The organism is Deinococcus hopiensis KR-140 (assembly GCF_900176165.1).
Lineage (GTDB): Bacteria > Deinococcota > Deinococci > Deinococcales > Deinococcaceae > Deinococcus > Deinococcus hopiensis.
Window position 1 is genome coordinate 1,111,153 of record NZ_FWWU01000009.1, and the last position, 25,661, is coordinate 1,136,813.

Below are 25,661 nucleotides of genomic sequence, written 5' to 3' on the forward strand. Positions count from 1 at the left end.
TGACCCCCTTCCCTCGCGGGCCCCGCAGAGCTCCGCAGGAGCGAGGGCCCGGCGAAGCCAGGGGAAGAGGGCGTGCCGGGCGCGCCAACCCTTACCCCTACCCCCGCCGCGCCCGGTACCGCCGGATCAGCGCATTCGTGCTCGAATCGTGCCCCAGCTCCGGCTCGCCCTCTGCCTGGAGCTCGGGCACGATCTTGCCCGCAAGCACCTTGCCGAGTTCCACGCCCCACTGATCAAAGGAATTGATGTTCCAGATCGCGCCCTGCACGAAGACCTTGTGCTCATACAGGGCGATCAGCGCGCCCAGGACGCGTGGCGTCAGGCGGTCCGCGAGCAGGGTGTTGGTGGGGCGGTTGCCCTCGAAGACGCGGTGGGGGGCAAGGTCGGCGCCCACGCCCTCGGCCTGCACCTGCTCCAGCGTCTTGCCGAAGGCGAGGGCTTCGGTCTGGGCGAACACGTTCGCCATCAAGAGGTCATGGTGGGGTGGCAGGGGGTTGAGCGTTTGGCAGAAGCCCAGGAAATCGCAGGGAATCAGCGCCGTGCCTTGGTGGATCAGCTGGTAAAAGGCGTGCTGGCCGTTGGTGCCGGGCTGGCCCCACACCACAGGGCCGGTGTCGTAGTTCACGTGTTCGCCCGTCAGGGTCACGTGTTTGCCGTTGCTCTCCATATCGAGCTGTTGCAGGTACGCCGGGAAGTAGGCGAGGTATTGGTCATAGGGCAAGACGGCGTGCGTCTGCGCGCCGAAGAAGTTGCGGTACCACACGCCCAGCACGCCCAGCAGCACGGGAAGGTTCTCCTCCAGCGGCGCGGTGCGGAAGTGCTCGTCCATGTCGTGAAAGCCTGCCAGCAACTCGCGGAAGCCCTCAGGCCCAATGGCGATCATCAGCGACAGGCCGATGGCGCTGTCCATGGAGTAACGTCCGCCCACCCAGTCCCAGAAGCCGAACATGTTGGCGGTGTCGATGCCAAACGTAGACACCTCGGTGGCGTTGGTGCTCACGGCGACGAAGTGTTTGGCGATGGTGGCGTTCTCGTCCTGCACCTTGCCCAGGCCGGCGAGCAGCCATACACGGGCGCTGCGGGCGTTCGCCATCGTCTCCTGCGTGGTGAAGGTCTTGGAGGAGACGATAAAGAGCGTTTCCTCCGGGTTCAGGTCCCGCGTCTTTTCCACGAGGTCCGTGCCGTCTACGTTGGACACGAAGCGCAAGGTGAGGTTCCGGTCCGCGTAGTGCTTGAGGGCCTCATGGGCCATCACCGGGCCGAGGTCCGAGCCGCCGATGCCGATGTTCACGATGTTGCGGATGGGTTTGCCCGTGCTGCCCGTCCACGTTCCGGCCCGCACACCTTGCGCAAAGTCGGAGAGGCGGTCCAGCACCTCCTGCACGTCGGGGACCACGTTTTGCCCGTCCACCTGGACGGTCGCGCCGCGTGGAGCCCGCAGGGCCGTGTGCAGCACCGCCCGGTTCTCGGTCACGTTGATGCGCTCCCCGCCAAACATCGCATCCCGCCGCGCCTCTACGCCCGCCTCTCGCACGAGTTGCAGGAGCAGGCGCAGCGTCTCGTCCGTCACCCGGTTTTTGGAGTAGTCGAGGTACAGCCCCGCTCCCTCGGCCGTCATGCGCTCGCCGCGCGCTGCGTCCTGGGCGAATAAGCCGCGCAGTTCAAGGTTCTCAACCTCCGCGAAATGCACCTTCAGCGCCTGCCAGGCGGGAAGCTGCGTCAGTGGAAGCCGTGCGGAAGGAAACTCGCTCATGTGGCGGAGCATACCAATGGCCCGTGGGCTCTCTTGAGCGGGTATCCAGACGTGAAGAGGCCCAAAAGACCCTCTCACCTCACACTTGAGAAGTCGTACGTTCCAAATGACAGGCCGTACGTCTGGAAAAGCGGACCGGGGGAGCGCTTGAATGATTGTCGCTGTCATTTCCTGCTTTTGCCCTTCCACGAAAGGAAAATTCCCCATGTCCCAACCTGCCCGCCCGCTGCAAGACCGCGATGTGGTCATCGTCTCCGCCGTCCGTTCGCCCGTGGGGGCCATTCGCGGTTCTCTGTCCTCCGTCCGGCCCGATGACCTCGCTGCCTTTGTGGTACGCGAGGCGGTGATCCGCTCGGGCGTACCCGTGGAGGAAATCGAGGAAGTCATCCTCGGCTGCGCCAACCAGGCAGGCGAGGACAACCGCAACGTGGCCCGCATGGCCGCCCTGCTCGCGGGCCTGCCGCATGACGTGGGCGGCTTGACGGTCAACCGCCTGTGCGCTTCGGGCCTCTCGGCCATCAATACGGCGGCCCGCGCCATCCGCAACGGCGACGGCGATATCTACGTCGCGGGCGGGGTGGAGAGCATGACCCGCGCGCCCCTCGTGATGCCCAAGCAGGCGCAGGCCTTCGGCAACGGCAATGTGACCACCTACGACACGACGCTGGGCTGGCGTTTTCCCAACCCCGCGATGGCCGAACTGTTTCCTCTCGAAGCCATGGGGGAAACCGCCGAGAACATCGTGGAGCGCAGCCGTGCCGGGGACATCGCGGGCGGCGAGATCACCCGCGAGGAGCAGGACGCGTTCGCCCTGGAATCCCAGCGCCGGGTGGTGGAGGCGCTGAACAGGGGCGTGTTCAAGGACGAGATCGTGCCCGTGGAGGTCAAGGGCAAGAAAGGCGTGACGGTCTTCGACACCGACGAGCATCCCCGCTACAAGCGGGACGGCGACGCCTTCACCCTCGCCACGGATGAGGCCACGCTGGCGGGCTTAAAACCGGCCTTTCGCAAGGGGGGCAGCGTCACGGCGGGCAACGCCAGCGGCCTGAACGACGGGGCGGCGGCCCTGGTGCTGATGAGCGCGAAGAGGGCGCGGGAACTGGGCGTAAGGCCGCTCGCGCGCTGGGTGGGCGCGGCGGTCTCGGGCGTTGATCCCCGCGTGATGGGCCTCGGTCCGGTGCCCGCCGTTCGCAAGCTGATGAAACGGCTCGGCATGCAGTTGGCCGACGTGGACCTCGTGGAGATCAACGAGGCGTTCGCTGCCCAGGCCATCGCCTGTATGCGTGAGCTGAACGTGCCCCACAGCCGCCTCAACATCCACGGCGGCTCCATTGCCCTCGGGCATCCCCTGGGCATGAGCGGCGCGCGGCTGGTCACCACCTTGACGCACGAACTCCGGCGCCGAGAGGGCCGCTACGGCGTGGTGTCTCTTTGCGTCGGTGTGGGCCAGGGCGAGGCGGCCCTGATCGAGCGGGTACAGGCGTGAAGACCGTTCCGATCATCTCGGCGCAGGAAGCCGCCGCGCTCGTCAGGAACGGCGATACCCTCCTCGTCGGTGGCTTCGGCATGACGGGCAATCCCGTTCACCTCATGCACGCGCTGGCAGAGCTGCCGACCCGTGACCTGACCTACATCGCCAACAACGTTTCTGAGCCGGGCCTGAGCGGGGGGCGACTCCTGCGCAACGGGCAGCTTCGCAAGGCGGTCGGCTCGTACTTCACCTCCAACCCTGAGGCGGTGAAGGCCTATCAAGCGGGCACGCTGGAAGTCGAGTTGCTGCCCCAGGGCACGCTCGCCGAAGCCTTGCGGGCCGGTGGCGCGGGGCTGGGCGGCTTTTACACGCCCACCGCCGCCGGAACCGTGTTGGCCGAGGGCACGGATACGCGCGTGCTGAACGGGCGCGAAATGATCTTCGTTCCCGCCCTGCGGGGCACCGTCGCCTTCGTGCGGGCGTGGCGCGCGGACCGGTCGGGGAACCTCCAGTACCGCCTGACCGAGCAGAACTTCAACCGCGGGATGGCGACGGCGGCAGACCTCGTGGTGGCCGAGGTGGAGGAGATCGTGGAAGTCGGGGAGATCGCCCCTGAACACGTCCACACGCCGGGGCTGTACGTGGACTACCTCGTGCAGGCGCGCCTCACGCCGGAAGACCTGGGATCGAGCGCCAGCGTGAGGGGCGGCGCGAGGAAGGTGGACGGGGCGCGGACGCATATGGCCCGCCGCGCCCTGAGGGAACTTCGGCGCGGGGACGTGGTGAACCTCGGCATCGGCATTCCGACGCTGGTGGCGGACCTGATCACGCCCGAGCACGGGGTCAACCTCCATACTGAAAACGGCATGCTGGGCGTCGGTCCCGCACCTGAGGACGGCGGAGCGATGGAGTATCCGGTGAACGCGGGCAAGATTCCCGTGACGGCGCTGCCCGGCGCGAGCTATTTCGATTCCGCCGACTCCTTCGGCATGATTCGGGGTGGTCATGTGGATGTGGCCGTGATGGGCGGCCTTCAGGTGGACGAGGCGGGGAACCTGGCGAACTGGGCGGTGCCCGGTAAGCCGCTCCTCGGCGTGGGTGGGGCGATGGACCTGGCGAGTGGGGCGAAGCGGCTGATTATCACGATGACGCACACAGACCCGGACGGCACGCCGAAGATCGTTGCCGAATGCACGCTGCCGCTGACCGCGCGGGGCAACGTAAACATGGTCATTACCGACAAGGCCGTCTTCGAGTTCGTGGACGGCGTGCTGACGCTGACGGAATTGATGCCGGGAGCGACGTTGGAGGAGATTCGGGCATTGACGGGGGCGCGGTTTGCCGAGCGGGTGGCGGTGGGTTGAGGTTGGGCCTCGCTCGGTGTGCCCGCCCATGTTCCGGCGCTGACGGCAGTTCTCCCCATTTGACGTCCCCGGGCATGGCGGCCCAAAGGGCCCAGGGCTGATACGGTTTCCGGGTCATGCGTTCCGTCCGCTCCGGTGATTTCCGCGCCTCTGCGTCACCGTTTTCCCGCCTTCTGTGCCGCGCAGCGTTGCGCGTCCGCTTGGATCGGCCCGTGATTTCATCAAGGATGAACCGGAATCCTTGTAAGTTCTCCGGCTGCAAGGGTGGGAGTTGCCGTCCCGCTCCAGTCCAGATTCTGGAAAGGGGCAAAGGCTTCGGCTGCTCTTCCGCTAACGGCTGAGCGCTGACAGCTCCGCCGCCAGCCACGCCGCCGCCCCATCAATCGCGCCCGCACTCGGCGTATGTCCGCCGTTCCACCAGCGCAGTTCTTTCGGCTCCTGAGCGTTGGCGAAGAGGCGTTCGGCCTGATCGGGGCGGATGACGGGGTCCGCCCGTCCATTGAGCATCAGGAGGGGACGGCCCCGCAGGTGCCGAACGGCGCGTACCGGGTCCACCAGCGTTCGGGCGAGGGTGGTCAGGGGTGTCCCCACGGGCAAGTCGCCTCCGGCAGCGAGGACCACCGCGTCCAATTCGCGCATCCGGGCGGCGAGGGTCAGCGCCAGGAACGAACCCAGCGAGTAGCCCACCACGCCGAGGTGCCGGGCCCCGCCACCTTCCAGGGAGCGCAGGAAGGCCGCCCCCGCCTCGGCTTCCCGCAGGGCCAGCCTCCACAACCGGGCCACCTCCAGCGGATTGCGAACGCCCTGAAGCTCCAGCGGGTTGCCCCGCGAACCGTGCAGCGGCAGATCGGGCGAGAGAGACGCCACACCCCGGCGCAGCAGCACCTGCCCTACTTCCCCAGCCATCACCGCGCCGCGCGAGGACAGGCCGTGCAGCAGGAGGGCCGCCGCTCCCGCTGGAGTTTCAGGGCGCAGCAGCACGGCGGAGACAGCCTCCCCCTCCACGTTGAGGATCAGGTGGACCCGCGTTCCACCGGACACCCGGGTTTCATCCTGAAGCTGAATGGAAGGCAGGCGGACCATGCCCCGAGGCTACGGCCTGGCTTTCACCCCATTCGTGGCCGCGTTTCCGAACCCAGGTTTTGCTGGGGCTGGAAGCCAGTGGCTGGCTGCCCTCCTACCGCTCCTCCAACCCACTCGGCCGCGCCCCCTCCGCCGACGCTGCGCTCACGCCTGGCGCCAGCGCGCCGTGCAGCAACAGCGAGAAACGGTCCTGCCAGTCGCGCAACACCTCGCGCTGATCGCGGTGGCCGCCGTGCAGCAGCGCCAACAGGCACGCGTCCACCAGCAGCGCGCTAAGCAGGTGGGTGTTTACCCCGTCGCGCAACGCGCCCCTATCGCGCATGGCGACGATCACGGGCTCCACCAGGGTCACCAGGGCCGCCGCGGTGGGCAGGCCGCTGTCCTCGTCCTCTTTCTCGGACCCACTTCCCCCGTGCCGTGCGCCCAGCACCGCGCTGCCCACCGCGCCCACGAGGTGGCGGTAGCGCACGCCGAGGTCCGCCATCCGCGCCGTCACGAGGCCCCACACGACCTGTGGGGAAACCCCGGCGTGCAGCCGGCGCACGGCCTCATCGTGCGTGTCGCGCACGGTGCGCTCGAAGTGGGCGAGCAGCATATGCACCTTGCTGGGGTAGTAGCGGTAGAGGTTGGTGCGGCTGACGAATGCAGCGCGGGCGATGTCGGCGGCGCTTGTACCCTCCAGACCCGAGCGGGCGAACAGCTCGAAGGCCGCCCGGGCGATGCGCTCGCGCCGGGCGTCGTCCTGCTCGTGGCGGTCTACCTTCACCCTTACAGCGTAGCGTCCGGGAACCGCCCTTCCCAGTCCCCCCGGGTGTGGGGGAGGTGGGGGTGCAGGCCCGCTCCTATAGAGAACGTTCACCTTTGTTCGCGCGCTCCAGGCGCTATGCTGCCCCCCGTGCAGGTCCCCCCACAACCCGAGTCCGAACACGGCATGGAACAACTCCGCCTCCTGCTCGCGTCCCGCTCCGTCCAGGAACGGGAGCGGGTGGAGCAGGCCTACGTGTTCGCGCGGGACGCGCACGCCGGGGTGAACCGCAAGAGCGGCGAGCCGTACATCACCCATCCCGTCGCGGTGGCGGTCATCCTCGCCAAGCTGGGCATGGACACCGACAGCCTGCTTGCCGGGCTGCTCCACGACACCGTGGAGGACGTGGACGGCGTGACCTTCGAGCAGATTGAGGAGCAGTTCGGGCCAGATGTGCGCCGCATCGTGGAGGGCGAGACGAAGGTCTCCAAGCTCTCCAAGCAGGGGAGCCAGCAGGCGGAAGTGCGCGACACGGGCCGTGACATTCAGGCCGAGAACCTGCGCCAGATGCTGATTGCCATGACGGGCGACATCCGCATTATCGTGGTCAAGCTCGCGGACCGGCTGCACAACATGCGCACGCTCGGCTCGATGAAGCCGGAAAAGCAGCAGCGGATCGCCCGCGAGACGATGGAGATCTTCGCGCCGCTCGCCCACCGCCTCGGCATCGGGCGCATCAAGTGGGAACTCGAAGACCTCGCCTTCCGTTACCTCCAGCCTGACGCCTACGCCTACCTGCAAAGCCGGTTGCGCACCCGCCAGGAGGAGCGCGACGCCCTGATCCAGCGGGCGGTGTTGCAACTGCGTGAGGGGCTCGAAGACGACCTCGAACTGCCCGAGTGGGTGCGCGACATCGACATTTCGGGGCGCAGCAAGCACCTCTGGAGCATCCACAACAAGATGCAGAAGGAGGGCAAGACGCTGGAGCAGATTTTCGACCTGCTCGCCATCCGCGTGATTCTGACGCCGAAGGAACTCGTCGTGCCGCCGGGGACCGACGAGAAGCGCCGCGAGCGGGCCGAGGAGACGCGCGAGAAACGCATCTGCTACCACACCGTGTCCATCGTGCATTCCATGTGGACGCCGCTGCCGGGGCGCTTCAAAGACTACATCGCGGTGCCGAAGCCCAACGGCTACCAGAGCCTGCACACCACCGTGATCAGCCAAAGCGGGCAGCCCATCGAGGTGCAGATTCGCTCTCGACGGATGCACGAGGTGGCCGAGTACGGGGTGGCGGCCCACTGGATGTACAAGCAGGGCAGTACGCTGGCGCAGCGTGACCGCGAGAACTGGATCAGCCAGCTGCGTGAGCTGCAAGACGAGATCAACGACGCCTCCGATTACCTCGACGCCGTCAAGACCGACATTCTCTCGCAGCGGGTGCGCGTGTTCACGCCCAAGGGCCTGGCCATCAGCCTGCCGGTGGGCAGCACGCCCATCGACTTCGCCTACCACATCCATACCCGCATCGGGGAAACCACCGTGGGCGCGCGGGTAAACGGCTCTATCGTGCCTCTGAGTCACAAGCTGGACAACGGCGACATGGTGGAGATTGTGACGAGCAAGAACAGCAAGCCCAGCCAGGGCTGGCTCAACTTCGCTGTGACCCGTTCGGCCCGCGCCAAGATCCGCCACCACTTCCGGCAGCAGGAGCGCGAGGAAGCGCTGGAACGCGGTCACGACCTGCTGGAGCGGTACCTGCGCAAGCGGCACCTGCCCGTGCGGCAGCTGATGCGCACCAAACTGCTGGAAGAGGTCACCCAGAAGTTGGTGGGCACGCGCAACCCGGATGACCTGTACCTCGCCCTGCACGCCGGCAAGCTGACCCCGAGCGCGGTGGGCAAGGTGCTCTCCCCCAGCCTCGCGCAGGAGGCCGCTGCGGTGTCAGTGCCCCGCGGCCGTGGGCCGTCGCCCCAGACGCCCGCGCCGGGGGGCGTGTACGTGGAGGGCTTCAGCACGAACACCAAGCTCTCGCAGTGCTGCCACCCCATCCGGGGAGACCAGATCATGGGCTACCTGACCCGGGGCCGTGGGGTCAGCGTCCACCGCATCGACTGCCCCAACATGATCCGCCTGCTGAAAGACGAGCCCGAGCGCTGCGTGGCGGCCTCCTGGGACTCGGGCACGCCGGGCGGCACCATCGTGGACCTCGACGTGGTGGCCCCGGACCGCTCGGGTCTGCTTGCCGACGTGCTGGGCGTGCTGGCCGCCGAGAAACGCAGCCCCATGAAGGTGGAGGCGGGCGTCAATGCCGACAGCACCGCCCACATCCACCTGCGCTTTGCCGTGACCGGGCAAACGGACTTGGAAGGCCTGAAGAGCGTCATCCGGCGCGTGCCGGGCGTGACCGACGTGCTGCGCCTGGGCCGGGGCGGACGGGGGCGGGCGAGCGCATAGCCGGGGCAGCGGGCCGAGAGTCCCTTTCCGCGTCAGGCCAGCGGAGGACGATTGGCCCGCCATAGACCCGCTGCCTGCACCGCCGTGAACAGGGCGACGAGGATGGCCCCGGCCATGACCCGGGCGCGACCCAGGAAGGTGGGGTTCACGCGGCCCGGCGCGAGCAGACGCAGGCTTTCGGCCAACCAAGGCGTATTGACGGCCATGACGCCCACGCGGCGGGACGGCAAGAGGAGCGACCCTGCGGCGCGCAGCAGTTCGGTGGGCAGGCCCAGCAGGAATGGAGCACTGCCCACCAGCGCCAGGCCGAAGGCGCCGCTGACCACGGCGTCCGCCAGCAGTGTCCGGCGCAGCAATGGAGCGGCCGTCACGCCTCCCGGCACGGGGTTCAGAAAGCCAGTAACCGAGTGGAGGCGTTCATCGGGTGAGGTCAGTTCCCACGACAAGGGCACGGCATTGTGGTGGGCCTCGGCCTCGCCCAGGCGGCGAGAGACAAAGCCGGGAAACTGGGTGCGGGCCGCGCCACCCCAAGCCGCGACATGGTGCTGTGCCTGGCCGGAGGGCACAGCGTGCTCCTGCGCGAACGCAACGCCCTGTTCCTCGCCGCAGGGTCCGCGCCGCCCGGCGCGGACCCTGGACAGCCGAGAGCTTCAGGCTGCCGAACTTGTGCTGCGAAGGCATGAACCCTACCCGGCCCTGGCGGTGGGCCGGCACAGGCCCGCTGGTCCGGGCCACCGCGTCGCTGACGCGCCTCGTCGCGGGTGACTCGCCCGAACTGCTTGCCCCACCCATGAACGTGCTGCGCCATTGCCCGCCCTCCAGCGTGGTCTGGCCTTCAACATCCTGAACCGGAGCGAATGGGGCGGGGGCACCCGCCGTCGCGGCTGGCCAGGCAGGTGGAGGCGACGGCGCGGCGACTGAACTGCTGACCGAGCTGAAGGGATATCCCGTACCCCCGTTCAGCGCCGCTGCGGCTTCCGACTGCTGGGGGCCTCCTGTTCCTGATCTCCACCACGGCCTTCGGTACGCCCACCGACACCACGCTGTCCGAACTCGCCACCGAGGCGTTCTTTCCGGCGGAGGCCAGTACGGCCCAGCGGCTGCGGGCAATGGCGCAGCAAGGATGAAGCTTAGCCCGTCTGTTCCTCGCCCAGCGCCGCATCGAGCGCCACCTCAATCATGCCGTTGAAGGTCAGTTGCCGCTCTTCCGCCGTTGTTTCCTCACGGGTGACGAGGTGGTCACTGACGGTCAGGATGGTCAGCGCGCGGACGCCGTGCTTGGCGGCCAGGGTGTACAGTCCGGCGGCCTCCATCTCGACGGCGAGCACCCCGAACTGCGCCCAGAGTTTGTACTGGTCGAAATCGTCGTGGTAGAAGGTGTCCGAAGACATGATGTTCCCCACGTGGGTGGCGAAGCCGCGCTCCTGGGCAATCTGGTAGGCGCGCAGCAGCAGTCCGAAGTCTGCGATGGGGGCAAAGTTCTTGGCTCCGAAGCGGATGTTGTTGATGTTGGAATCGGTGCAGGCCGCCTGTGCGAGCACCAGGTCGCGCACATGCACGTCTGCCTGATAGCTGCCGCAGGTGCCCACGCGGATCAGGTTCTTGCAGCCGTAGTCCTGAATCAGTTCCGAGACGTAGATCATCGAGGAGGCGATGCCCATGCCGGTGCCCTGCACGCTGACCTTTTTGCCCTTGTAGGTACCGGTAAAGCCCAGCATGCCGCGCACGGAGTTGTGCTGCACAGGATTCTCGAAAAAGGTTTCCGCAATGTGCTGGGCGCGCAGGGGATCACCGGGGAGGAGGACGGTCTCGGCGATCACTCCAGGCTGGGCGTTAAGGTGAATGCTCATGGTGCCCAGGCTAGCAGCCCGGCCCTCCTCGCCTGCACCTTTGGGCGGAGGCGGGGGAAGGGAGCTTGCTCTATCCTGCGGGGCGATGCCGGACCTGACCCACCTGTTTCTCAGCGCGTCCTATCTGGGGCTCTTTCTGACCGTATTCGCGGAAAGTGGCCTGTTGCTGGGCTTTTTTCTGCCTGGCGACACGCTGTTGATCGCGGCAGGATACCTCGCCCGGGAGGGCAAGATCAGCCTGGCGGGCGTCATGCTGGCTGTGGCGGCGGGAGCGGTCCTCGGCTACCTGCTGGGTTACTGGATCGGCAACAGATACGGGCAGCAGGTCTTTCTGCGGCCTGGTGGAAAGCTGCTCAAGCCCGAACACCTTGCCCGCACCCGCGCCTTTTACGAGCAGCGCGGCGAGATCACGGTGGTGCTGGCCCGCTTCATTCCGGTGGTGCGCGTCGTCGCACCCACGATGGCGGGGGTCAGCGGCATGCCGCTCTCCCGCTACAACCTCTACAACGTAATTGGCGGCGTGCTGTGGGCCGTCTCCATCCCCCTGCTGGGCTACGGGTTGGGTCACCTCGTGCCCAACCTGGACCATTACGTGCTGCTGGCCGTGCTGGGGGCCGCCGTGCTGAGCACCGGGCCGCTGCTCGTGGCGTTCTTGCGTCAGCGCCGCAACGCGGTTTCCGAGAACGGGAAGTAGCGCCAAGCCCTCCACCCAGCCCTCCGCCAGCCAGCGGGCGTGGGGCATCCCCCGCTGTCCAGAACTGCCCACCTGCAGTTCGCGGGCCTCGTAGGGGACGCGGCAGAAGGTGGTCTGGACGGTTTCAGTCCCAAGGCCGAGCGGCACGTACTCCGCGCACGGTGCGTGTCCCGCTCCCCCCATCGTTCGAACGCCAGGCCGACGCTGCCGGGGTTGAGCAGCGACCAGCCATCCAGGGTGCGGAGGAGCGGTTTGTGGGCGTGACCGCCCGCCCAGATGAACTGCTCTCCGTATGCGGCGCGCAGTTCTGTCCGTCGCTCGGGAGAGGTTCCCGCCTGTAGCCCCCCGTCATTCCGCTTGGGGCCGCCGCGAAAGGCGAGGCGTCCGGGAAGCTCTGAGGCGTCCGGGAAGCTCTGTCGCCGCCGGGTAAGCGTCCATCAGCAGGCGCTCCTCAGCGGTGGGTTGCGCGTGACTCCAGCCGCCAATCTCCCACAGCCGCTCCTCAGCAGGAAAGCCGCGTGGCGTAAAGGGCACAGGGGGCGGACATCATCCGGTCCGCGTTGCCGCGTACCACCGGGCAGCCCAGGGCCGCCACCTCACGCACGCACTCGCGCGGTCAGGCTCCGTCCATCGCCGCGTCGCTCAGGTACAGCAAGGCGTCCGCATATCCGCGAGGGCCGCCCTCAGGACGGGAAGGTCGCCGAAGACGGCGGGCCGCAGGGGTCGTCCCAACGGGCATGATGGAGGCGTGAAAGACCCCACCCAGCCGCGCCCCGTTTCTGAGTCTGTCCGGACCCGCCGGACGGACGCCGTGATCTCGCGGGTCAGTTCACTGGAACTGTTTTTGGATCTGGTGTTTGTCTTCACGGTCACGCAGCTCACCGGGCTGATCGTGGGTGCGGAGGGCTGGACCGATTACCTGAAGGCTGCCCTCGTCTTTATGACCATCTGGTGGATTTACAGCGGCTACGTCTGGCTGACGAGCAACGTGGGCCTGGGGCGCACCCGGCACCGCCTGCTGATGTTCACGGGCATGACGGGCTTTCTGGTCATGGCGCTGTCCATTCCGCAGGTGTTCGGCTCCGGGGGCGTGCCTTATGGGCTGGGCCTGCTGACGGTCACGCTCGTTCACGCAGGGCTGTTTACCCATGCCCAGACGGGGAGCGCGCGGGCCATTGTGGGCATCGCGCCCTTCAATCTCCTGTCGGCGGGGCTGGTGCTGCTGGCAGGATTCGTGGCCCCGCCCTGGGACTGGCCGCTGTGGGTGGGGGCAGTGGCGGTGTCGGTCTCCAGTTCCTTTCTGGGACGGGAGCGCGGCTTTACCCTCAGTCCGGCGCATTTTGTAGAACGGCATGGCCTCGTGGTGCTGATCGCCCTGGGCGAGAGCATCGTCGCCATCGGCACAGGGGCGCGGGGGCTGGCGGTGAACGCGACCCTGGTCGCCACAGCGGCCCTCGCGCTGGCGTTGGCCGCCGCCCTGTGGTGGACCTATTTCGGCGGTGACGACGAGCGGGCCGAGCGCCGCCTGACCGGGTTGCCGGACGGCGAACGCGCCCGGATGGCGCTGGTGGCCTTTGGCTACGGCCATTTCCTGATGCTTTCGGGCATCATCGTGCTGGCGGCGGGCATCAAGGGCGTCGTTGCCCATCCGCTCGGTCACGCCACCCGGCACGGCGCGGGCGAGCTGGCGGGCGGTCTGGCCCTGTACCTGCTCGGCGACGTGGTGTTTCGCCGTACCCTGCGCCTGGGGCCGGGGAGATTACGCCTCCTCGCGGGGGGCGCGGCCCTGCTCACCGTTCCTGTGGCGCTGGTCTGGGGCAGGCTGCCGCAACTCGCCCTGTGCGTGGCGCTGACGGTGGGATTGCTGGTGGTGGAGGGGCGGGCGGTGGAGAAGGGCTGAGGCGTAACTGGCAGGCACCTCCGGTTCCACCCTTCCCGGTGTTGTTTTCGGGAAGCGTTTCACTTCCGCTGCCTGCCACTTTTTGGCTTCTTCTTTGTGGGCCGCTCCGCGCTGAGGAGTTGGACCCGGGCATCGCCCGTCAGTAACTTGGGAAGCGGGAAAATGAGCGCAAATGGCAACCTTACATCTGATTGTTGGTCTACCGTGTGCGGGGAAAACCACATACTCCAAGCGACTTGAACTTGAGCAACACGCCTTGCGGCTTACGTTGGACGAGTGGCACATCCGGCTCTTCGGCCACGACTTTACCCTGGATTTCGTGCATCCGGAGCACGATACCCGGCATAAGTTGATTGAAGAGATCATGTGGGACGTCGCGGCTCGCGCTCTGCAACTTGGAACCGATGTGATCCTCGACTTTGGTTTTTGGGGAAGAAGCGAACGCGAAGAGTACCGGGCCCGGGCCTCAGCACTCGGCGCAATCTGCGCAGTGCATTTCTTGGATGTCTCTAAGGAGGTGCTGCTCTCCAGGCTTGAGCGTAGAAATGCGGAGTTCCCGGAGGGAACGTTTCAAATCCCGGCATCGAAACTGTTGGAGTGGATGGAGAATTTTCAAGCTCCGGCGGAGGACGAATTGTGACGACTCGCCAAGCAAGGCGCTTGTGCGCCGGGCCGTTGCGGGCCGCTCGCGTTATTCTCCTGGCAGCACGTGGTTTTCCTTCTCGCCTCCCTATGCTGCTTGGCTTGACGCGTCCGTCCGGATCGAACAGCGGTACACCGCTGAACCCAGTTTCCCACATCACACGCTGATCAGCCCGAGTTGCACGCCCCGCGTCACCGCTCCTGCCCGGCTCTGCACACCCAGCTTGGAATAGACGGCCTGCACGTGAAATTTGACCGTACTCTCGCTGACGCCGAGTTCGCGGGCCGCGCGCTTGTTGCTCAGGCCTCCGGCGAGGAGGGCCAGCACGTCGCGCTCGCGTGGGGTGAGGAGCACGTCTCCGTGAATGGGCGGCTCTTCCTCCCCGTCCGTGCCCAGGGCCGCGAGGGTTTCCGGGGGCAGGGCGACGAGGCCGGCGGCGGCGGCGAGCACGCCCGCGAGGAGTTCTGCCGGGGTGCAGTCGGGACCCAGAACGGCCCAGCCGCCTTCCAGCGCCTCGGCGAGTGGGCCGCTCCACTGCGCTGACCCGAGGACCACAACGCCCACGCCCCCTTCCTGCAGGGTGCGCAGGGCGTCTCCCTCCGCCAGTCCCGCGTCGTCGAGGACCAGCACGTCGGCCTCGCTGCCCGCAATGACGCCCAGGCCAAAGCCGCGCAACAGGGCCTCTACCCCGGCCTGAAGGGCAGGGGAACGCAGGGCCACCGCCACGGTGGGCTGGGACAGCCCGGCGCCTTCCCCACGTCCAGTCACGGCGCTTACCGCTCCCCGATCTGGAAGCTTACGTCCACTTCCTCGCCGCCGCGCAGCAACCGGGCGCTCAGGGTTTCGCCCGCGTGCTCGCGTACCCGCTCCAGCAGTTCGCCGGGATGGCGCACGCTTCCCTCGCCCAGCGAGAGCAGGATGTCGCCCACCCGCAGCCCGGCGGCCTCAGCGGGGCTGCCCTGCTCGACCTGCACCACAGTCAGGCCGAGGCGGCCCCGCCCGTGGCCCCGGCGTCCACCCCAGTGTCCCCGTCCGCGGGGTCCCCGGCCCCGGTGAACGTCGGCTTCGTTTTCCGTCCCCGCCTCACCCAAAGGCAGCAAGACGGGCTGCGTGGCGATGCCCAGATATCCCTGCGGCACGCGCCCGCCGGAGGCCAGCAGCCCCACCACCTTCAGCGCCCGTTCGGCGGGAACGGCGAGCAGGGTCCCGCGCCGCATCCCCGCGTTTAGCAGGCCCACCATCCCGCCCCGCGCGTCCACAAGAACGCCGCCGCTGATTCCAGGAAAGGGGGCGGCCCCGGTGGGCAGCCAGCCACGCCGCGCTTCAGCCTGCTCCAGCAGCCCCAGCGTCGCCTGCACGCCATGTGGCGGACGGCCTACCGCGAGGAGCAGCTCACCCACCCGCACGCCCGCTGTGGGGGCGACGGGGGAGAGGGTCAGTCCCTCCACGCGCAGCAGGGCGAGGTCACTGGACGGGTCGCGCCCCACCACCACCGCGCGCAGTTCGCCGCCGTCGGGGGTCCGCACAGTCAGTTCGTCGGCGTGGAGGAGGTGGGCCACCGTCAGGACCTGCGCCGGCCCCACGACCGTGCCGCTGATGGGCCGGGCGGCGTGCACAGTCACGAGGTGGGCGGCGGCGGCTTCGACGGCATCGGCCATCTGGTTGGAAAGGTCGGCAAAGTGTGTCATGGGGTCATCGTGCGCTTGGCCGGTAAAAACCGCCTCAGGCAAACGGCGGGGCCGCGTGCCCCTCCAAATGGCCAGGGACAGCGGCCCAGTCCTCCCGCCTCACGGCGTAGCGCACCACCTCCACGACCTCACCCCGGTAGAGTTCTGGAGTGCCGAACCCAGCTTGCCGGAAGCCCAGGCGGCGCATCAGCGCGTGTGAGCGGACATTCGGGACGTGGACCTCGGCCCGGACTGTCCGCAACTCGAGCGTTTCAAAGGCCTGGGTCAACGTCTGGCGCCCCACCTCTCGCCCGATGCCCCGGCCCCACTGTGCCCGCTCGCCTATCCCAATGCCCCACTCCGCAGCCGTGCGCGACAAGTTCCCCAGGTCCGTGTAGCCGATCAGGCGGCCCTCCAGCTCCACGCCCAGCCGCACAAAACCCGCCTCACCCCCCGCGATGATCCGCGCCCAGTGCTGGCGCACCACCCTGGGCGCGAGGCCCGGCGTCCAGCCCGACGCGAGGCAGAACTCGGCGTCGGCGGCCCAGCGCACGGCGGCGTCCTCGTCACCGGGGCGGAGCGGGCGGAGGCTTATCCCGGCCACAACGCCCTCAGGAGATCGGCGGCCGTTCCCTCCTGGCCCCGGTGTGCGCCCTCGCCCGCCCAGAGGCTCAGGAATTCGGCGCGCCCGGTCTGGGCCGCCTCGGCCCGCAGCGCGCGGGTCAGGGCATTCTGGAAAGGGTAGGGGAGGGGACGCTGGACTTCGGCGGTAACGCGGTTGACGAGTCCCCGGGCCAGCCGTCCACTGAAGGAACGCGTGAGGGTGGTGGTCCCGGGATGGGCTTTTGCCAGGGCCGCGCGGTAGGGCGGGGGCGTTCCCGCCTCCGCCGCGCGTAGAAAGGCCGTGCCGCACTGAACGAGTTCTGCTCCAGCGTCCAGCGCCGCCCGGACCTCCACCGCCGTCATGAGGCCGCCCGCCGCGATGATCGGCAGCGCCGTGACCTCCCTCGCCGCACGCACCAGCGTCAGCGTGTCGGCCAGTTCTTCCCGCAGCCAGCCGCCCCGGTGCCCGCCCGCCGCACCGCCCTGCACGATCACCGCGTCCACCCCGTCTGCCGCCAGGGCCAGGACTTCCTCCACGCCCGTCGCGGTGCCGAACGCCAGGATGCCCTGCCCGCGCAGCGCCTCCAGTTCCACGCCGCCCAGCCGCCCGAACGCGAAGGAAAAGGCGGCGGGCCGCAGGGCCAGCACCGCTCCGAGTTGCGCGCTGAAGTCCTCCTGGGTCCGTTCTGGCAGGGCGGGTGGCGGCAACCCCAGTTCCGCGTGCAGTGGAGCGAGTTCGGCCAGGGCGGCTTCCCGCTGCGCCTGCGTCACCGGAGGCAGGGGCTGCGGCGCAAACAGGTTGACGCCAAAGGGCCGTTCCGTGTGCGCCCGCACCACTGCTCCCGCCTCCGCGATCTGCGTGGGCGAGAGGTACGCGGCCCCCAGGCTGCCCAGTCCCCCCGCCTGCGAGATGGCAGCGGCCAGTTGCGGCGTTCCCGGTCCCCCCGCCATGGGGGCCAGCACGACGGGCACGCGTAGACCCAGGCGCTGCATCAGGGTATTCACGCCCTTCAGCTTAATCGGCTTTCCCCTGCGCGTCCGCCCACGCCACCGCTGCCGCGCTCTGATACGCCGCCAGGCCTGGCCCCGCTTTGTCGATGTTGTGGGTAAAGCGTTCGTCCTCCACCCACATCTGGGCCAGGCTCCGGAACATCTCCGGGGAACAGTCGTAGTAGCGGCGGTGGAAGTGTTCGCGGTGGGCGGCAGCCACCGCTTGCGCCTTGGGGCTTTCGGGGGCCACCCCGGCGGCCATCAGGGCGAGGTAGCGGTCTGTGATGGCCCGCATCTCCCCCTTGATGGTTTCCCAGTCCTGCTTGGCGTAGCGCTTCACGCGCTGCGCGCTCTGCTTGTAGGCGTCGGTGTCGCCCCAGCGCTCCTCGGCCTCAGCCTCGTATCCGCGGTGATCGAAGCCGTCGAAAATCTCCTTGATGTCCCTGTTCGTCATGATGCTCACTTCTCCCTCGCCGCGCCCAGCGGCCTGCAAAAAGGCTTCCACGGCGTCCAGCGTGGCCTGCGTGCGGCGCTGCTGTTCGCGCAGCAGGGCAGCTTGGGTTTGCAGCGCAGCACGCTCCTGCTCCGGGGGAGCCTGAAGCAGCCGCCCGATCTCGGAGAGCCCAAAGCCCAGGTCGCGGTAGGTCAGGATGCGCCACAGCCGGGCGAGGTCCGCCGCCGTGTACAGGCGGTAGTTGGCCTCGCTGCGCGCCCCTGGCCGCAGCAGCCCCAGGTCGTCATAGTGGTGCAGCGTTCGGACGCTCACGCGCGTGAGGGCCGACACGTCGCCCACCGTCCACGTCACCTGCGTTTCTTCCGTGTCTTTCGGTGTGTCTCTGCGGACCGTCTCCACCACCTCCCTTCTGATGAGCAGCGTAGGGGCTGACGCGGCGTGAGGGTCAAGGGGGAGGGGAAAGGGCCGTCAGCTGGCAGGAGCCAGGACAAAACGGTTCACGTCAAGACGTATGCGGCGTGCTGTTCGGGGCACATCCCCTATGATGGCTCCCGACGCGTCCGGTTTCGCAGGTGTTCACGCCCATCTCCGCCATCATCCCCTTCGGTGTAGGAGACCTGTATGTCCGTTCCTTCCCCTTCCTTTCCCTTCACGGACGCAGAGCGTAACGCGGCCGTCTGGGCCATCGCCTGCGCCCACCTCATGCTCAAGCAGGGTGAGCGGCTCATTCCGCCGGACGTGGTGGGCGTTCGCGTGCCCCCACTGCTCCCCGCCGCCGCTGCCCTGAGGGCGGGCGTGCTGGACGCGCAGGACGCAGACGTGGTGGCGCTGGCCCTGAGCGCGGTGTGTCAGGCCCGTGACCAGGTCCCGGAGGCGATCTGGCAGGCCCTGGGCCCACCGCCCGCGTCTGTGCTGGATGCGGCGCGTGCCAAAGCGGCCCGCCTACGGGGTGTGCAGGGAGGCCTACGGGCTTGAGCGCTGCCACACCGCCCTTCCTCCGCGCCTGGACGGCCTTTCGCCGCCCGGCCTACGCGGCCCGGCCCCCGCCCCGGCGGCAATTCCTGCCGCGCGAGTTTCTGGAGCAGCTTCTCTCGGGTGTGCAGGCGCGGCTGCCTCTGCTCGAAGCCCCCCTCCTGGACTGGGCGCTGGCCGAGCGCGTCCACGATCCGGCCTACCTGCGCCGCTGGCAACGCGGTGAGGTCACGCGCGGGGAGGAGCGGGCACTGGGCTTCCGCTGGGACCCGTCGGTGGTGGAGCGCGGTTTGGCGAGCAGTGGCGCGACGTTTGCCGCGGCCCAAGACGCCCTCTCCACGGGCCTGGGCCTGAACCTCGGCGGCGGCACCCACCACGCCTACGCCGATCACGCCGAGGGCTTTTCCTTTCTCAATGACGTGGTGATCTCGGCGCAGTGGCTGCTGGACGGTGGGCATGCGCGGCGCGTCCTCGTGCTGGACCTCGACGTACATCAGGGCAACGGAACGGCGGCGATGCTGGCAAACGAGGCGCGAGCCTTTACCGTCAGCGTCCACGGCGCGAATAACTACCCCTTTCGCAAGGAGCGCAGCGGCCTGGACGTGGCCCTCCCCGACGGCACGGGCGACGCCGCCTACCTGGCCGTGCTGGAAGGCGAAGTCCTGCCCGCCGCCGCCGCATTTCGGCCCGACTTCGCCTTCTACCTGGCGGGCGCCGACGTGCTGGAGGGCGATCAGCTCGGCAGGTTGGCCCTGACGCCCACCGGGGTACGGGAGCGCGATGACCGCGTGTTTCGCTGGGCCGCCGAAACGGCCACGCCCCTCGTCACGGTGATGGCAGGTGGCTACAACCGCGATCCCCAGAAGTTGATTGAGGCGCGGCTGACAACGGTGGAGGCGCTGTTGGGTTCGGTTGCCGGTCGCCGGTGACCCGTCGCCAGGGCCAGCGGAAGCCAAAGCGCCTTTGCTGTGGCGGCCGATAATACGGGTTCTGGGTGTTTCGTTGACAAACCGCAAGACCGCCGGTGCGCTTTCCTCCACGCCCAGAACCGGTTTCTCTCCTGCCCGCTCTGCTTGGATTGAACCGTTTGCGAAGCGGTTCAATCGGAGTCTGTATACGGAGAGGCGTGAAACCGCCGAAGAGGAGGGGACGGAACCGGATGATCCGCACACCGGATCGGCGGTGCAGCGGCTGCGGGCGCACCGCCTGGGAGAACCGGGCCAGCCGGTCGCGCTTTCGGTGTGCCGCGTGCGGGCATCAGGGCAGTGCCGACCTGAGCGCAGCGCGGGCCGCCCTGGCTCGCCTCCACGGAGGCCAACGTGGCCGCGCCCTGCAGCTGGGAATGTCGTTCGGTTGCAGGCGGTAGGACTGCCTGACCGCGTAGCGGGCGCGCGCGCGGCACCTCCGCGTTCTCACCGTTCACGTCCTCGGTCAGCGTGGAATTCTCGGGTCCCGCGTTTACCGGAGTGCGACGCCACTCGCCCACGCTGAACTTCTGCCCCCGCGGGAACGCTTCGGTGGCGGGCAGGGCCGCCCGGAAGGCGCGGTAGCCGTCTTGCAAGTTGCCCTCGCTCACGGCTGCGGACGGTAGAGGTCCGCACCGCCAAATCGGAGGTGACGCTGCGCTCGGCACTGCCGGTGACGGTGATCACGTCGCTCGCGTTTTTCACGTCTGCCAGCGCCGCACCACCGCAAGGCTGGAGCCGAGAAAGGCCCGAGAAGCGGCCGTGGTGGCGAGGACCGTCGGGAACCAACGCGGGGTGCGGACATCGCCGCAGCGTAGAGCTCCCACTGGGCAGGCGCATTCGCCAGAAGATGCGGGGGTGGGAGAGCAGAAGACTTTCTGGCGCCGGGCTGCGACTCCGCGCCCGGTACGCGGTATCATGGCCGGATGACGCTCCTCCTCACGCCCCCGTAGCGCGCGAGTCGCAGGTGCTTGCCAGTGCTGTCCACACGTTTGACCGAGTCCGGGCCCACACTATGCCCGCAGGAGCTTTCCCATGACCATCCCCACGGCCCTTCCCGAAGAAATTGCCCGCCGCCGGACGTTTGCCATCATCTCCCACCCCGACGCGGGCAAGACCACCATCACCGAAAAGCTGCTGCTCTACGGCGGCGCGATTCAGGAAGCGGGCAGCGTGACGGCCAAGGAAGGCCGCTCACACACCAAATCTGACTGGATGAGCATTGAGCAGCAGCGCGGCATCTCTATCTCCAGCTCGGCGCTGACCTTCGAATATTCGGGGCGACACGTCAACCTGCTCGACACCCCCGGGCACCAGGACTTCAGCGAAGACACCTACCGGACCCTGACCGCGGCCGACTCGGCCCTGATGGTGCTTGACGCGGCGCGCGGCGTGCAGGCGCAGACCGAAAAGCTGTTCGCCGTGTGCCGCAACCGCCAAATCCCCATCCTCACCTTCGTGAACAAGATGGACCGCCCGGCGCTGGACCCCTTCGATCTTCTCTCGCAGGTTGAGGGCACCCTCAAGATCACCGCCGTGCCGCTGACCTGGCCCATCGGGGACGGCCCGGATTTCAAGGGCGTGTATGACCTCCAGACCGGACAGGTCCTTGTGTTCGAGCGCACCTCCGGCGGCAAACACCGCGCGCCCGTGCAGACGGCGGGGCTGGCGGACCCTCAGCTCGACGCGCTGGTGGGCGCAGACCTCGCCGCCAAGCTGCGCGAGGACGTGGAACTGATCCAGGGCGCGATGCCCGAGTTCGACGCGGCTGCGTTCCTGACCGGCGAGCTGACCCCGGTGTTTTTCGGCTCGGCCATGAACAACTTCGGCGTGGAGCACTTTCTGCGCAATTTCGTGGACCTTGCGCCGCCGCCCGGCCCCGTGGCAACCAACCTCGGCGAGCGAACCCCCGACGCACCCTTCGCGGGCTTCATCTTCAAGCTCCAGGCCAACATGAGCCGGGCCCACCGGGACCGCACCGCCTATATGCGCGTGATGAGCGGGCACTTCGAGCGTGGCATGGACGTGACGCACACCCGCACAGGGCGTAAGCTGCGGCTCTCGCAGGCCCATACCCTCTTCGCGCAGGACCGCGAGAAGGTGGAGGAAGCGTACCCCGGCGACATCGTGGGCCTCGTCAACCCGGGCGTGTTTCAGATCGGCGACGTGGTGAGCGTGGACGGCAAGGTGCTGCTGCCGTCGTTCCCCCGCTTCACGCCGGAAACCTTCGCCACCATCTCGCTGAAGGACGTGGGCAAGCGCAAGGCGTTTATGAAGGGCCTGACGCAGCTCGCCGAGGAAGGCGTGGTGCAGGTCTTTTACCCCACAGACGGAGCGCGGGATCCCTACCTGGGCGCGGTAGGGCCGCTCCAGTTCGAGGTGTTCCAGGCGCGGCTCTCGGAAGAGTACGGGGTGGAGGTGGAGATGCACGTGACCAGCTACCAGCTTGTGCGCTGGCTGGCCGGTGATCCCAGCAACGTTGCCCGTTTTGCCCGCCACGTCGAGGACGATCAGGGCCGCCCGGTGATGCTGTTCAGAAGCAAGTACGACCTCGACTACACCGCCGAGCAGCACCCCGAGATCGAGTTTCTGCCGCTGCCGAAAGACCTGACGCGGGTGTAAGGGTGAACCTCAACCGCGTCCCGCCCGCCTTCTTCTCCATGCCCACCGTGAGCGCGGCGCTGCGCATTGCGCCGCGCAGCGTGAGCAACGTGGTCGTGAACCGCACGCCCCACGGCTATGTCGGTTCGTCCCAGGTCAAAGACGGTGGGCGCATCTACCGCCAGACCTTTCAACTCAGGCAAGACGGCATCTACCGGGGCGGAGAGTGCGGGTGTGGGCGCAAGCACTGTCCACACCTCGTGCGGGCGCTGCTCAGCCCCGGGCTGGAGTCGGCGCTGGAGCGCGAGGAGCTGCGCGGTGGGGAAGAGCCGGCGCCTCCGCCCGTTCCTGAAGCAGAGCTGGACAACCCCGCCCTGCCCCCGCTGGCCAGTCCGCTGCGGACGTGGCTGGCGCAGGTCACGCCCCTGGCCGGGGGAGGGGCCAGGGCCACAGAACGTCAGACGCTGCGCTTTGACCTCGAACTCGCGGTGCGGCCCCGCTCGTCCCGGGAAACGCTGACGTTGAAGGTGCGCCGCGCCAACCGCGAACGCGGAGGGTTGGAGCCGGGGAACGTCTTTCCCATCCCCCACGCCATGCGCTGGACGCACGGCGAGGGCGAGGGCCACCTGCCACGCTTTGCCCTCCCGGACCGCGAGGTGCTGCACCTCCTCGCCCTCGGCGGTGAGAGCGGCGCGATGGGCGGCGAGGAGGCGTGGTTTCTGGGCAACCATCCCCTCACCGATATGCTGCTGACGCGGCTGCTGGAGACGGGGCGGCTGTACTGGCGTGGATTGGGCGCGCCGGCGACGAAGGGTGAGGACCTTCCCGCCGAACTGGCCTGGCAGATGGACGTGGGCGGGGTGCAGCGCCCGGCCCTGCGGCTGCCGGAGAACGTGCGCGTGCTGCCCATCTCGCCGCGCTGGTACGTGAACGAGGCAACGGGAGGGATGGGCCACGTCACGTCACCCCTGCCCGCTGCGCTGGAGACGGCCTTCCTGAGCGTGCCCGCCGTACCCCCCGCCCAGGCCGCCAGCTTTGCCAAGGCCCTGCGCGAGAGTTTTCCCGGGCTGGATGTGCCCACCCCCGCGCCCATTCCAACCCGGCGGGAGGCATTGAAGTACCAGCCGGTCCTGACCCTGCGCGAGGAGACGGTGGAGGTCAGCCGCCGCCGAGGCGGGCGCTGGAGTACGGCGGAGGAGAAGGTGGGTGTGGCGCACCTGGCCCACCTGTATGGTGGCAAACCGCTGGAGATCGAACGTCAGAGCTACGAGGGCGGGGTGCTGCACCTCGCTGCCCGTGACGCCGCCGCCGAGAAAAAGGCGGCGGGGCAGGTCACGCGCACGGGCCTCAAGCGCTTGCCCAACCTGTACGCGCGGGGCGAGCAGGTGCGTCATCCGCAGTCGAGCGCCCTGTTCGCCTATGCGGATGAGGCGCTCTGGCAGACTTTCCTGACGTTGGACGCGCCGCGCCTGGAGGCCAAGGGCTTCCGCGTGGTGGTGGACCCCAGCTTTCCCTACCGCTTCGCCGAGGTGGACGACTGGTACGGCGAAACCGAGGAGCAGGGTGGCTGGTTTACCCTTGAACTTGGCGTGCTGGTGGGCGGTGAGCGCATCAGCCTCATCCCCATCCTGGTGTCGCTGATCGCCGAGCGCCCGGAACTCTTTACGCCCGAGGCGCTCGCCGCCCTGGGCGACTTCGACGTGATTCTGGCCCGGCTCCCCGACGGCCGCCGCCTGCCCCTGCCTGCCGGACGGGTCCGGGCCATTCTCTCCGTGCTCGTGGAGCTGCACCTGCGCGAGTTGCCCGCGGGACCGCTGCGCCTGCCCGTGCTGGACGCCGCCCGCCTCGCCGCGCTGGAAGAAGCCCTCCAGGCCCGCTGGCTGGGCGCAGACCGCCTGCTGGACCTCGGGCAACGCCTGCGCACTTTCCGGGGCATTCAGGAGGTGGAGCCGCCCGCTGGCCTCAAAGTCGAGCTGCGGCCCTACCAGCGCCAGGGGTTGTCGTGGCTCCAATTCCTGCGCGAGTACGCTCTGGGGGGAATACTGGCAGACGATATGGGCTTAGGCAAGACGCTGCAAACGCTTGCCCACCTCCAACTCGAGAAGGAGGCCGGACGCCTGGACCGTCCGGCCCTGGTGATCGCACCCACCAGCGTGCTCGGCAACTGGCGCGCCGAGGCGAAGCGTTTCGCTCCGGGCCTGAAGGTGCTGACCCTGCACGGCTCCGGGCGAAAGGCTGAGTTCGGGCGCATCCCAGAGCATGACGTCGTGCTCAGCACCTACCCGCTGCTGCCGAGGGACGTGGACACCCTGCGGGAGCACGAGTTTCATCTGCTTGTGCTGGATGAGGCGCAGAACATCAAGAACGCCAAGAGTGCGGCGGCCAAAGCGGCAGGCGCCCTTAAGGCCCGCCACCGCCTCGCGCTGACGGGCACACCGCTGGAAAACCACCTCGGGGAGCTGTGGTCGCAGTTCAACTTCCTGACGCCGGGCCTGCTGCACGACGAGAAGACCTTCCGCGAGCTCTACCGCACGCCCATCGAGAAACAGGGGGACCGCGCGCGGCAGGTGGCCCTCGCCGCCCGGGTCAAGCCCTTTATCCTGCGCCGCGAGAAGCGCGACGTGGCGACGGAGCTGCCCCCCAAGACCGAGATCCCGGTACGCGTCACCCTGGACGGCGATCAGCGCGACTTGTACGAGACGGTGCGCGTAACCATGCTGGAGCGGGTGCGCGAGGAACTTGACGCGCGGGGGCTGGCCCGGTCCTCCATCGCCATCCTCGACGCCCTCCTCAAACTGCGTCAAGCGGCGACAGATCCACGCCTCGTCAAGCTGGAAGCCGCCCGCAAGGTGGAGGGCAGCGCCAAGCTGGAGTGGTTGATGGCCAACCTCCCGCAGATGGTGGAGGAAGGCCGCCGCATCCTGATCTTCTCGCAGTTTGCCACCCTGCTCGGGATGCTGGAGGCGCCGCTGACGGAACTCGGCATTCCCTACGCCAAGCTGACCGGGCAGACGAAGGACCGCGCGGGTCCGATTGCCCGCTTTCAGGACGGTGAGGCCCACGTGTTTCTCATCAGCCTCAAGGCCGGGGGTGTGGGTCTGAACCTCACGGCCGCCGATACGGTCATCCACCTGGATCCCTGGTGGAACCCCGCCGCTGAGAACCAGGCCACTGACCGCGCCTACCGCATCGGGCAGGACAAGCCCGTCTTTGTCTACAAGTTGATTGCGGCGGGCAGCGTGGAGGAGCGCATCTTGGACCTGCAAGCACGTAAGGCCGCGCTGGCCCAGGGCGTGCTCGACGGCGGCCTGACGAGCGCCACGCAGCTCACCACTGGAGACCTCAACGTGCTGTTCGCTCCATTGGAGGAGGGGGCGGAGGAACGCGAAACGGTGTTCTCCTGATGCGGGCTCCTCACCTGATCGTCTTCGAAGTGATTCAATCCAGGC

22 protein-coding genes are annotated in these 25,661 nt (G+C 68.2%); 11 read left to right on the top strand and 11 right to left on the bottom strand.

Features of this window, described 5'->3' with window-relative positions; all coding sequences use genetic code 11:
* Positions 1-97 precede the first annotated feature (97 nt).
* Positions 98-1,753, bottom strand: a complete 1,656-nt coding sequence (gene pgi / locus B9A95_RS18960; protein WP_084050829.1) for a glucose-6-phosphate isomerase — start codon at positions 1,751-1,753, stop codon at positions 98-100.
* Positions 1,754-1,958: 205 nt separating this feature from the next.
* Here pgi and B9A95_RS18965 point away from each other — a divergent pair, with 205 nt between their 5' ends.
* Positions 1,959-3,239 carry a thiolase family protein gene (locus B9A95_RS18965; RefSeq protein ID WP_084048718.1) on the top strand — a complete coding sequence of 427 codons (1,281 nt, stop codon included), beginning with the start codon at positions 1,959-1,961 and terminating at the stop codon, positions 3,237-3,239.
* Positions 3,236-4,588, top strand: a complete 1,353-nt coding sequence (locus tag B9A95_RS36360) for a 3-oxoacid CoA-transferase (RefSeq protein ID WP_084048719.1) — start codon at positions 3,236-3,238, stop codon at positions 4,586-4,588. The genes B9A95_RS18965 and B9A95_RS36360 overlap by 4 nt, the downstream gene beginning before the upstream one ends.
* A 330-nt stretch (positions 4,589-4,918) precedes the next feature.
* On the opposite strand, the gene B9A95_RS18975 is transcribed toward B9A95_RS36360, so the two are convergent.
* The gene (locus B9A95_RS18975; RefSeq protein WP_084048720.1) at positions 4,919-5,671 is read right to left on the bottom strand and encodes an alpha/beta hydrolase; all 753 of its coding nucleotides are present in this window, start codon (positions 5,669-5,671) and stop codon (positions 4,919-4,921) included.
* 94 nt (positions 5,672-5,765) lie between these two features.
* On the bottom strand, positions 5,766-6,437 hold the full coding sequence (locus B9A95_RS18980) for a TetR/AcrR family transcriptional regulator (protein ID WP_084048721.1): 672 nt from the start codon (positions 6,435-6,437) through the stop codon (positions 5,766-5,768).
* A gap of 165 nt (positions 6,438-6,602) precedes the next feature.
* Here B9A95_RS18980 and B9A95_RS18985 point away from each other — a divergent pair, with 165 nt between their 5' ends.
* Entirely contained in the window at positions 6,603-8,873 is a 2,271-nt protein-coding gene (locus B9A95_RS18985) for a RelA/SpoT family protein (RefSeq protein WP_084050830.1), read from the top strand.
* 32 nt (positions 8,874-8,905) lie between these two features.
* Here the strand turns inward: B9A95_RS18985 and B9A95_RS34700 are convergent, their stop codons facing one another.
* On the bottom strand, positions 8,906-9,439 hold the full coding sequence (locus B9A95_RS34700; RefSeq protein ID WP_212648348.1) for a hypothetical protein: 534 nt from the start codon (positions 9,437-9,439) through the stop codon (positions 8,906-8,908).
* Positions 9,440-9,552: 113 nt separating this feature from the next.
* On the opposite strand from B9A95_RS34700, the gene B9A95_RS33950 reads away from it, so the two are divergent.
* A complete protein-coding gene (locus B9A95_RS33950; protein ID WP_170928713.1) occupies positions 9,553-9,720 on the top strand; it encodes a hypothetical protein in 168 nt (55 codons plus the stop codon).
* Positions 9,721-10,003: 283 nt separating this feature from the next.
* Here B9A95_RS33950 and deoD read toward each other — a convergent pair whose 3' ends face one another.
* Positions 10,004-10,723, bottom strand: a complete 720-nt coding sequence (deoD, locus tag B9A95_RS18995; protein WP_084048722.1) for a purine-nucleoside phosphorylase — start codon at positions 10,721-10,723, stop codon at positions 10,004-10,006.
* 85 nt (positions 10,724-10,808) lie between these two features.
* Between deoD and B9A95_RS19000 the strand changes: the two genes are divergently transcribed.
* From B9A95_RS19000 to B9A95_RS19010, 3 genes are all read left to right on the top strand, one after another.
* Positions 10,809-11,417, top strand: coding sequence for a DedA family protein (locus B9A95_RS19000; RefSeq protein ID WP_084048723.1), 609 nt, complete (start codon positions 10,809-10,811; stop codon positions 11,415-11,417).
* Positions 11,418-12,165: 748 nt separating this feature from the next.
* Positions 12,166-13,317, top strand: coding sequence for a low temperature requirement protein A (locus B9A95_RS19005; protein ID WP_084048724.1), 1,152 nt, complete (start codon positions 12,166-12,168; stop codon positions 13,315-13,317).
* Positions 13,318-13,489: 172 nt separating this feature from the next.
* Positions 13,490-13,957 (top strand): P-loop nucleotide/nucleoside kinase family protein, encoded by a 468-nt coding sequence (locus B9A95_RS19010; protein ID WP_084048725.1) that lies wholly within the window; start codon positions 13,490-13,492, stop codon positions 13,955-13,957.
* A gap of 159 nt (positions 13,958-14,116) precedes the next feature.
* Here the strand turns inward: B9A95_RS19010 and B9A95_RS19015 are convergent, their stop codons facing one another.
* From B9A95_RS19015 to B9A95_RS19035, 5 genes are read right to left on the bottom strand one after another with little or no spacing between them, the layout of a single operon-like run.
* On the bottom strand, positions 14,117-14,728 hold the full coding sequence (locus B9A95_RS19015; RefSeq protein WP_245808380.1) for a helix-turn-helix transcriptional regulator: 612 nt from the start codon (positions 14,726-14,728) through the stop codon (positions 14,117-14,119).
* A 5-nt stretch (positions 14,729-14,733) separates the two neighbouring features.
* The gene (locus B9A95_RS19020; protein WP_245808381.1) at positions 14,734-15,648 is read right to left on the bottom strand and encodes a S1C family serine protease; all 915 of its coding nucleotides are present in this window, start codon (positions 15,646-15,648) and stop codon (positions 14,734-14,736) included.
* A 34-nt stretch (positions 15,649-15,682) separates the two neighbouring features.
* Positions 15,683-16,231, bottom strand: coding sequence for a GNAT family N-acetyltransferase (locus B9A95_RS19025; RefSeq protein ID WP_084048726.1), 549 nt, complete (start codon positions 16,229-16,231; stop codon positions 15,683-15,685).
* Entirely contained in the window at positions 16,219-17,235 is a 1,017-nt protein-coding gene (locus tag B9A95_RS19030; protein ID WP_084048727.1) for an NAD(P)H-dependent flavin oxidoreductase, read from the bottom strand. The genes B9A95_RS19025 and B9A95_RS19030 overlap by 13 nt, the downstream gene beginning before the upstream one ends.
* A gap of 10 nt (positions 17,236-17,245) precedes the next feature.
* Positions 17,246-18,073: a MerR family transcriptional regulator gene (locus tag B9A95_RS19035; RefSeq protein ID WP_245808382.1), complete on the bottom strand. Its 828-nt coding sequence runs from the start codon at positions 18,071-18,073 to the stop codon at positions 17,246-17,248.
* Between the two features lie 222 nt (positions 18,074-18,295).
* On the opposite strand from B9A95_RS19035, the gene B9A95_RS19040 reads away from it, so the two are divergent.
* On the top strand, positions 18,296-18,649 hold the full coding sequence (locus B9A95_RS19040) for a hypothetical protein (RefSeq protein ID WP_084048728.1): 354 nt from the start codon (positions 18,296-18,298) through the stop codon (positions 18,647-18,649).
* Positions 18,646-19,575 carry a histone deacetylase family protein gene (locus B9A95_RS19045; protein WP_084048729.1) on the top strand — a complete coding sequence of 310 codons (930 nt, stop codon included), beginning with the start codon at positions 18,646-18,648 and terminating at the stop codon, positions 19,573-19,575. The genes B9A95_RS19040 and B9A95_RS19045 overlap by 4 nt, the downstream gene beginning before the upstream one ends.
* Before the next feature lie 170 nt (positions 19,576-19,745).
* Here B9A95_RS19045 and B9A95_RS32490 read toward each other — a convergent pair whose 3' ends face one another.
* The gene (locus B9A95_RS32490; RefSeq protein ID WP_139806886.1) at positions 19,746-20,222 is read right to left on the bottom strand and encodes a hypothetical protein; all 477 of its coding nucleotides are present in this window, start codon (positions 20,220-20,222) and stop codon (positions 19,746-19,748) included.
* Positions 20,223-20,646: 424 nt separating this feature from the next.
* On the opposite strand from B9A95_RS32490, the gene B9A95_RS19050 reads away from it, so the two are divergent.
* Both B9A95_RS19050 and B9A95_RS19055 read left to right on the top strand, forming a co-directional pair.
* Positions 20,647-22,233: a peptide chain release factor 3 gene (locus tag B9A95_RS19050; RefSeq protein WP_084048730.1), complete on the top strand. Its 1,587-nt coding sequence runs from the start codon at positions 20,647-20,649 to the stop codon at positions 22,231-22,233.
* A 2-nt stretch (positions 22,234-22,235) separates the two neighbouring features.
* Positions 22,236-25,616 (top strand): DEAD/DEAH box helicase, encoded by a 3,381-nt coding sequence (locus B9A95_RS19055; RefSeq protein ID WP_084048731.1) that lies wholly within the window; start codon positions 22,236-22,238, stop codon positions 25,614-25,616.
* The last annotated feature ends 45 nt before the right edge of the window (positions 25,617-25,661 follow it).